This is a genomic window from Psychrobacter sp. 1Y4, assembly GCF_051847555.1.
The window spans coordinates 22,665-30,063 of record NZ_JBPYDE010000021.1 but is presented as its reverse complement, the minus strand read 5'-3'; the positions used below and the strand labels follow the sequence as shown (position 1 = coordinate 30,063).

The window sequence follows — 7,399 nt, the reverse complement described above, 5'->3', positions numbered from 1 at the left end:
ATGACAATATCGACTCACTGAATAAGTGATTGTTGTATATTAACTATTCTAAATTTTTCTCTGGACTCTTATAGTATATAGCCTAGTGGGCTATATACTACTTAAATTAGCCTAAGTGAGTTTATGCTGATTTTGGAGCCTTGAGCAGATTTCAAGGAACACTCACCCTAAAGCAGTTATGAGTATAATAAAAACACTCACAAACACTTTAGTGCATTCCTTGGATTTGATGTGATTAGTCATGCCGACTTCATCGCCCATCGCGTCATCAAGACCGTATCACTGTATCAAGCTACGGCTGTTATGATTACGGCTGATAGCACCGCCTAGACACGCTCATAACCGCTACTGTGCTGTCATACGCTAGCAAGGGCGTTCGCCCAATATACCGCTACGATATGCACAAGTAACCACTCATTGCGTTGCTCTGATCCTTTGTCTAGTCACCCCTGTAGGGAGCTCACCCTTATGTCAAACGCAGTCGTCACCGAGGCCTGCCACCCATTTGACGGGTAACAATTACAGAGAGAGCTGCACGAGGATGTAACGAGCGAATAAGTATACGGTAGGTATATTGATATTGAGCAGACTTTAAGATAAAATGCACTTATACGGGCATTTAATGCTGTTCAAATAACGCACTTCACATGCTTATTTGTTCGTTACAGCGTGTTGACGCACACTGTAACCGTTAATTACATTAAAAACTAAATGCCTCTAGGAGTCAACTCCCAGAGGCATTTTTTTGTTTGACATATAGACTAGGTTTTTAATATCTAGTTCTGCATTAAATTGCTTAGGCTTTTTTTATCATCATTTAGCGTAAGTATTTCAATTATTTTGAAGTTAGCATTTAGTACATACTCACAAGACGTTAAATTTCCAACCATACTAGGGTGGTTTAAGTAGGAGTATAACTTGAAAATTATCTTTACCATTCCTCCACTATCCACTGTACTGATAGCTGGCTGTGCCACAAACTCTGTTTAGACTATATCCTCTGAACAAAGGAATGTAGTCACAACCGTATTAAAACTTAATAGCTCTGCCTAACCACGCTACCAACTCACGGGCAGGAGCCTGACTCAAACACTGTGGACAATTAATATAGGTCATTATACAGTCATTTAAATCAGTCAACATATGCAGTAATAACCCTAAACCAATTATCTTATAGGGCTTTGGTAAAAACAACATGCCCGCATATACTGCCATCGCATAATAAGTATGTAGCGGATGGAAATTAATACTACAACGATTGGGCGAAAAGATAGGTGTCGCTAGAAGATGATCTAAATCAACTAGCATGGTTGCTATTAGGATCAAATAAACTCGCTTATAGTCACTACGAAAAAACATATAGGCGATAATCAACGGCATGCCAAAATGTAGAAAATAATGGATAACGGTTTGACTCATCGATTTTTCCGATTCAAGATAGTTTGTAGTGGCACATCAATCTCAGATAAAACATAAGATATTTTTGTCTTTCGACTGCATGTGAAATATATACATCATACACTCACCTTCTCATTATTATACCTGTCCAAAAAATCACTGGTTGAGATGAGATATAGACTTATTACCATAATAGCTATTTAATAGACTTTATATATTTTTCTTCAAATTAAAATGCAGCAATCTAAATACGGATGAATCATGAGTAATCCAGATAACCACAGTCATCAAGCTCCAAACCCTAAAAATATGAATAAGGCTTTTTATATTGGAATTGGTCTAAATTCTGCATTTACGCTGATTGAGTTCATAGTGGGCTACTCAATCAATTCATTAGCTTTAATCGCAGACGCTAGCCACAACTTAAGTGATGTTGCCAGTTTAATAATCTCGTTAATTGGAATGAAATTAGCACAGAAAGCATCTACTACGCTTTATACCTATGGCTACAAAAAAGCTTCTATAATGGCGTCTCTTATTAACGCCATATTGTTAGTTACAATCGTTATAGGTATTGCGTATGAGGCCTTGGGTCGATTTGATACCATACCGGAAGTTGCAGGAAAAGTTATTATTATTACAGCTCTAATAGGTGTATTTATAAATACTGTTTCTGCTTTTGCATTCTACAAAGGTCAAAAAGACGATATTAATGTCAAAGGTGCTTTCTTGCATCTAATGGTAGATGCATTGGTCTCTGTAGGTGTCGTTATCTCGGGCATTATTATTTACTATACAAGTTGGAATATCGTTGATCCTCTAGTTAGCTTGATTATTTCAGTCGTTATACTGTTATCGACTTGGGGTCTACTAAAAGAGAGTATCAAGCTTGCTATCGACGGAGTACCTCAAAATGTTGATCTCAGTAAAATAACTGCTATCTTAGAGAGCTATAATTTTATTCAAAACTTTCATCATTTACATATCTGGGCTTTGAGTACCACTGAGAATGCTCTTACAGTTCATATTGTACCGAAGACCGATATAACGTTTGAAGAGACTATTACTATGAAAGAAAACATCAAGGAAGATTTGGCGCATCAGAATATACAACATGCAACTATTGAATTTGGTACTAAGGCAGATGACAATCAAAAATCGCGTGCATTAAATGAAAGTATCAACTAAAAGATGATAGACCGTATATAGCTATCTCTTTTTAAGTATGAGGCGCGTGCCTTATGTCGACATAATTTTTTCAATCAGTTCTTATGTGATCAATAGTTTAAAACTTTTATATTTACGTGCGTTAGGACGTTACCTAGAAAAAATAAAAAACTTACGCTGATTAAATTATTATGATTAAGTTTACTATTACCCTCGTCTTCTAAGTGTGGTTAGACCTTGGCCAAAATAGCTTAGTAGTAATAACAGGGTTATTATTATCAAGATAGGATAATTTCCCATAAGCATAAAGGGAGTGTTACCAACCCGTGCCTGTATCTCACCACGTAGTACAGTACGCTCAAACTGCGGTGCGCGTTTTACAATACGACCTTTATGGTTAATGATAGCGGTAACACCAGTATTGGTCGCTCGAATAAACCAGCGCCCGTTCTCAAGCGCGCGCATTTGTACCATTTGCAAATGTTGCAATGGTCCTGCTGAAGTGCCAAACCAGGCATCGTTAGAGACGGTCAACAAAAAGTCAGTATCGATTGCATTTTTACGCGTGGTATCTGGATAAGCTACCTCATAACAGATAGCCGTCCCTATATTGTGTCCACGCACCTGTAGCGGTGACTGCTGATCACTACCACGACTATAGCTCTTAATATCCTGACTACCGGCCAAACTTGGGAAAATATCGAGCACGCCTTCAAATGGAATATACTCTCCAAAAGGCACCAGACGCTGCTTCTTGTATAGGCCTTCCGCTTCTACACCTCGAGCAATCACGCTATTGTAAAATGGGGGATACTTATCCGTATTGGCATTGAATGCCACTTTATCCTTATAAGGGATACCAGTTATCCATGTCGTATTGGTCGCATTAGCCATTTCTATCATTTCACTAATAAAGCCCGCAGCCTCATCCTGAAACATCGGAATAGATGATTCAGGCCACACCACAACATCACGTCCCCACTCAGTGCGCGTTAACTTCGCATAAATCTTTAGCGTTTCTACTTGATATTGAGTCAGCCACTTTATATCTTGTGAAATATTACCTTGAATCAATGACACTGACAGATCAGGTGTGCCCTTAGGTTTTGTCCATTGCGGATTGACCAGCCATAATGATGTGCTAATGGCTAATAACAGTACAGAAACGACGGCATAACTACTGCGCCGAAGCAGTAGCTCTACTAAACTTGCAGCCAATAGTATGGCAACAAAAGAGACGGCAAAAACACCAGCAACGGGTGCTAAGGACGATAACCAATACTCTTCAGTAAACGCATAACCAACAAACAGCCACGGAAAGCCTGTGAATAACCAAGTTTTTAACCATTCTTGTAGCACCCAAAGAGCAGCAAATGAAAAGGGTTGTTTGCCTACCATACGGTTAAAGGCTAGTGCTAAAAATCCATGAAACAGTCCCATACCGAGACCCATCAATCCAATCATAATCAATGCGAGCCACGTTGGAGTATCGCTATAATCATGGATAGCTGTATAGAGCCAAAAGCCGCCGACGCACCATAGCCCCATACCGTAAGCTTCACCGATAATAAAAGCGCGACGACCACTCATATTTGGCACCAACAGCGCATATAAAATCGCTGGTGACACTATTGCTAGCGGCCAGAACCCATAAGGCGATAATGCAAATAAAAAAATAGCCCCTGCAAGCCATGCTGCTACTAGCGTAAGCCATAGCGGTAATTGATTTAAGTGAGTACTCAAACGCTTTTGTAGACTAATAGTAGACAGGTGCATCGCAAATTATCCAAAATTATGAGCCTTGAATTTTTAATCAAAATCCAAAACTCAGATAGACCCGTTAATACTACAGGCAGCATTTCAAAATAAAAACTGCTTATGATACCAGTCCGCACTGCTCAATGTATAAATTTACGTACCCCGTTTGATGGGTTATTATGCTACATTACCAAACGATATGAAGTGTTACTTGACCTTCTATAGCTCACAATATTTACAGTACATGAGAGAGCACTATGACCCCCTTAAAAATAAAATCCAGTCTTATATTCAATCGTCATCTGTCTAAGGGGTTGCGTGGTACGCTGGTGTTACTTGCCGCCTCATCACTATTTGCTTGTAGCCAACCGAGTAGTGGCGTATCTGATGCAAACACAACATCAGTAACAACCGAAAATGCAACAGCTATCACTTTAAAGGAAGATGAACCAAACGCTAAAAGTGCTCACATGATGACAAGGTCAGTAAGTAAACCAGACTTACTAAAAAACGTCTCAGCCACTGTCTATAAAGATGCCAATTGCGGCTGCTGTAAAGAATGGATAAGTCATGCAGAAGATAATGGTCTAAGTGCAACCGCGCAAGATGTTGCGGACTTAGCCGTATTTAAAGAGCGCTACAGCGTTCCAAATGAAATGCGTTCTTGCCATACTGTAGTCACTACGGATGGTTACGTCTTTGAAGGTCATGTACCCGCTAAATATATGGCGCAGTTTTTAGAAAATCCGCCAGTACAAGCTATGGGTCTTGCCGTACCTGGCATGCCTATTGGTAGCCCAGGTATGGAGTATCAAAATAAATTCATGCCCTATCAGGTTATGCAGCTCAATAAAGACGGGACAACCCAAGTTTATGCTGATATTGAATCGGTAGAGCAGCAATTATAGTGTGTTAGCAGTTAAGAATACTTTGATTATAGTGTTAGCGTTAAAAGTAAATGAGGTAGGTATAAGACTGTTCTATTGCTTATAAAATGATTCTTCATCAAAAAATTCATTAGCTATTGCGACTTTAAAATTAAAAATAACTTTGAATTTGTAACTTTTGATGACAATGTAAGCGAATTTATCGGTTATTAACCCTTAAAATAGATAAATGACTAAGGGTTAATACAAGAATATACAGGATGTATCGAAACAATTACGTAATATTACATAAGCTAGTAGGGAATTAGCATCTATATTAATATTATAAATTAATTATATTATCTTAATAATTAGTTAGACCCTATATAGGGTAATTACTTCATCCAATAGAAAAACGTCTGAGGGTTAAATCTAAATTATAGATTTAACCCTCAGACGTTTTTTTTGCTTATAAAACAGTAGAAATTGTGGTCAATCTAGTCAGCTATATTCTGTACATGTTACACAAACTTACATTGTAAAATGTGGGATATTAGCAATTTTTTCAACATCAAAAAAGTATTTTTGGGGTTTTTAAGGGTGATGACAGGCTAAACAGCCTATGCTAAAGTCGGCTTTGTGTTTTGGCCAGCAGCTTGATTTGCAACAGCTTCGTAAGACTTCAATGATGCTGTGATCGCCAATAATCATTTTTTATATGAATAATATGCAGCAGAAGTATCAGTCACTATGACGTATATATACTTGAGTTGTTGAAATTTAATTGACTGCGCTGTTGTTGATAACAGACCATTTTGAATTAACCGTAGGTATTAGATTTATGAAACAGGCTTTATTGATTTTGTCAGTACTGGGTATGGGCATAGCACAAACGAGTGGTGCTGCTATCACAATCTCTCAAACAAATAATACCATCACCAATACTTCTGTGGCATCAAACTACGGTTCATCAAAAAACATCTATAGCACTAGCAGTGGTGCTTATGTTTCTAGTAATGACGAAATCAGTCAAGCTATTAGCAACCTAAGTGCGCAGGCTAAGCAAAAAGAGAGTCGGCTTTCATCATTAAACAGCCGCTTATACGCTGAAAAACAACAGCAGCAAGTCAATACAGTTCCTGATAGCAATTCAGCCCCCGCTATCGCTGCTGCTCGTGCTTCACGAGTGGCTCTATCTGGTAGCTCTGGATACTGTGCCCGTTACGTACGTAAAGCACTACAATCAGCAGGTTATGAGTTCACCCCCAATCCTTCAGCCTATCAGTACGCCACTCGTGGCACGCTTGATAAAGCAGGTTTTAGCAAAATCAGTAATGATATGCCAACCCAAGTAGGTGATGTTATTGTCTATGATCGCTCATCAAAGCGTCCACATGGCCATATCCAAATCTTTGATGGCGAAAACTGGATTTCTGATTTCCGTCAGAACAGCATCAGCCCATACAGTGGTGTCTATGCTTATACCACATGGCGTGATTCAAAATACGTGGATGACGCATCCGCATCAGATCGAAATATCTACCTTGCTATGAATGATAAATAAGACCTGATAAGTCAGCACAACATAGTTATTATTTCCTCCAACCCCAGTAGTGATCTTAATATCATTGCTGGGTTTTTTTGTGCTTAACATCAGGGTGTATTTAACCTTTCATGATTTGATCAGTCAGAAATGAACACTACTAATATCATTACTCATGACAAGAATTATCGGCAAGAGCCTTTAATATCCCACATGATACCGCTGGTGCACTACTTGCACATTTCTGGCGCAAAACAGTCAAGTGCTGCTTTAAGTGCATCAGTTCTTCCATTCGTATTTCTACAGCATAAATTTGCTTATCTAGTAAGGAGCTCACATCACCACAGTCTTTATCAGGTTCCTCCCAAAACTCAAGTAAGATTCGTACTTCGTCTAGAGCCATGTCAAGCGTACGGCAGTGTAGGATAAATTGTAGACGCTCAATGTGCTCTTCATTATATAAACGATAATTCCCTGCGCTGCGAGAAGGCTCAGGTAATAAGTGCTCCTTTTCGTAATAGCGAATGGTTTCCACTGTGGCACCTGTGCGTTTAGCGAGCTCACCAATTTTGATTGTCATAATAACCTCTATGATTTAAATAATTAAAGTGGCTGTAAAGACTGGCGCTAGAGAAATTAAATTTACAAAACTGTAGATAGACAACCT

Annotated in this window: 6 protein-coding genes; 3 read left to right on the top strand and 3 right to left on the bottom strand. The window is 38.8% G+C overall.

Going from position 1 to position 7,399, the window contains the following annotated elements; all coding sequences use genetic code 11:
* Window positions 1-1,029: 1,029 nt before the first annotated feature.
* A complete protein-coding gene (locus tag ACS8FC_RS13315) occupies window positions 1,030-1,419 on the bottom strand; it encodes a DUF6122 family protein (RefSeq protein ID WP_025652669.1) in 390 nt (129 codons plus the stop codon).
* Between the two features lie 240 nt (window positions 1,420-1,659).
* Between ACS8FC_RS13315 and ACS8FC_RS13310 the strand changes: the two genes are divergently transcribed.
* A complete protein-coding gene (locus ACS8FC_RS13310; RefSeq protein ID WP_181718484.1) occupies window positions 1,660-2,586 on the top strand; it encodes a cation diffusion facilitator family transporter in 927 nt (308 codons plus the stop codon).
* A gap of 186 nt (window positions 2,587-2,772) precedes the next feature.
* Here the strand turns inward: ACS8FC_RS13310 and lnt are convergent, their stop codons facing one another.
* A complete protein-coding gene (gene lnt / locus ACS8FC_RS13305) occupies window positions 2,773-4,341 on the bottom strand; it encodes an apolipoprotein N-acyltransferase (protein WP_181718485.1) in 1,569 nt (522 codons plus the stop codon).
* A gap of 239 nt (window positions 4,342-4,580) precedes the next feature.
* On the opposite strand from lnt, the gene ACS8FC_RS13300 reads away from it, so the two are divergent.
* Together ACS8FC_RS13300 and ACS8FC_RS13295 are read left to right on the top strand one after the other, a co-directional pair.
* Complete coding sequence (locus ACS8FC_RS13300) at window positions 4,581-5,231, top strand: DUF411 domain-containing protein (RefSeq protein ID WP_102092551.1); 651 nt, start codon at window positions 4,581-4,583, stop codon at window positions 5,229-5,231.
* A gap of 799 nt (window positions 5,232-6,030) precedes the next feature.
* Window positions 6,031-6,753, top strand: coding sequence for a CHAP domain-containing protein (locus ACS8FC_RS13295; RefSeq protein WP_011513678.1), 723 nt, complete (start codon window positions 6,031-6,033; stop codon window positions 6,751-6,753).
* A 148-nt stretch (window positions 6,754-6,901) separates the two neighbouring features.
* Here ACS8FC_RS13295 and cadR read toward each other — a convergent pair whose 3' ends face one another.
* Entirely contained in the window at window positions 6,902-7,312 is a 411-nt protein-coding gene (gene cadR, locus ACS8FC_RS13290) for a Cd(II)/Pb(II)-responsive transcriptional regulator (protein WP_011513679.1), read from the bottom strand.
* Window positions 7,313-7,399 lie beyond the last annotated feature (87 nt).